Origin of the sequence: Kitasatospora sp. NPDC093558, from assembly GCF_040683475.1 — a bacterium.
In the GTDB taxonomy this organism is placed as follows: Bacteria; Actinomycetota; Actinomycetes; order Streptomycetales; family Streptomycetaceae; genus Kitasatospora.
This window is the reverse complement of sequence record NZ_JBFBDY010001227.1, coordinates 1-1,309: the sequence shown is the minus strand read 5'-3', so window position 1 is coordinate 1,309 and position 1,309 is coordinate 1. Positions and strand designations below refer to the sequence as shown.

Sequence of the window (1,309 nt, the reverse complement as noted above, 5' to 3'; positions counted from 1 at the left end):
GCCGGAAGAGTCGGGCGGTCGCCCGGTGCGGGCTGAGTACGCCCTTGGGCCGGCCGGTGGTTCCGGAGGTGAAGAAGACGCAGCACGGATCGCCGGCATCGACGGGCACGGGCGAGAAGCCGGCCGGTGCCGCCGCCTGCCCGTCGGGCGGCGACCACACGGGTAGCGCGGGGTCCTGCGCAACCGCCGCGGCGTCGGGGGCGATGAGCAGGGGCGGCCGCAGGTCGCGCAGTACGTCCCGGAGCCTGTCCGCGGGCCACTCGGGGGCCAGCAGGGCGTAAGCCGCCCCGGTCTTCAGGACCGCGAGGAGTGCGGTGACCAACTCCGTGCTCCTGGGCAGCAGTACGGGCACCAGCGCGCCGGGAGTGACACCCGCGGCGACGAGCCCGGCGGCCCAGGCGTCGGCTGCCGCGTCGAGTTCCGCGTACGTGGTGGTGCGCTCCCCCTCGACGAGAGCGACGGCCCCGGGGCACTGCGCGGCCCTGCGCGCGAACGCCTCGTGCAGTCCCCCGCCGGGCGCGCTGTTCCGCGGGCCGGCAGTCCACTTCGGGTCTGGTCGCACGCCGTCCCTCTCCCCTCTGTTCCGGTACCCACCTGCCAGACAAGACGATGGCAAGAACATTGCCATCAACTTGCCTAGTCTGGCAACCTTGCTGATTCGTGACGGGCACAGACCGAAGGTGGGTACATGACGCGCGACCGTTCCCTCGACATAGCCGTGACGGGGGTCTCCGGCCGGTTCCCCGGCTCCTCCGATCCGGCCGGATGGTGGGAGGCCCTCGTGGCGGGACGAGTCCTCACCACGCGGTACGACAGAGCCGAGCTACGCGAGGCCGCAGTGGCCCGGAACCTGGTGGACGACCCCGCGTTCGTGCCGGTGCACGGGCATCTCGCCGACGCCGACCGCTTCGAGAACGCCCTGTTCCGGGTGAGCCCACGCGAGGCCGAGATGATGGACCCGCAGCACCGGCTGATGCTGGAGTGCGCCTGGGCGGCCCTGGAGGACGCCGCAACCAGCCCCCTCGACACGACGCGCACCACCGGCGTCTACGCCTCCGCCAGCGGCAGCGGCTACCTGCGCGCCATGCTGTCCGGGGGAGGGCTGGACCCCATCACCCTCGAGGACGCCATCCACGGCAACGAGCCGGACTTCATGGCCAGCCTCATCTCCTACAAGCTCAACCTGACCGGGCCCGCGATCGCCGTCCAGACCGCCTGCTCCTCCTCGCTGGTCGCCGTCCACACGGCCGTCCAGGCGCTGCTGAACGGCGAGTGCGACCAGGCCCTCGTCGTGGGCGCCGGCATCGCC

2 protein-coding genes are annotated in these 1,309 nt (G+C 72.4%); one reads left to right on the top strand and one right to left on the bottom strand.

Annotated features, from left to right (window positions below):
* Positions 1–562 (bottom strand): AMP-binding protein (locus AB0O00_RS39935; RefSeq protein ID WP_363659570.1); only part of this gene is annotated, 562 nt, incomplete at its 3' end.
* A 126-nt stretch (positions 563–688) separates the two neighbouring features.
* Here AB0O00_RS39935 and AB0O00_RS39930 point away from each other — a divergent pair.
* On the top strand, positions 689–1,309 hold a 621-nt coding region (locus tag AB0O00_RS39930), incomplete at its 3' end, for a polyketide synthase (RefSeq protein WP_363659569.1).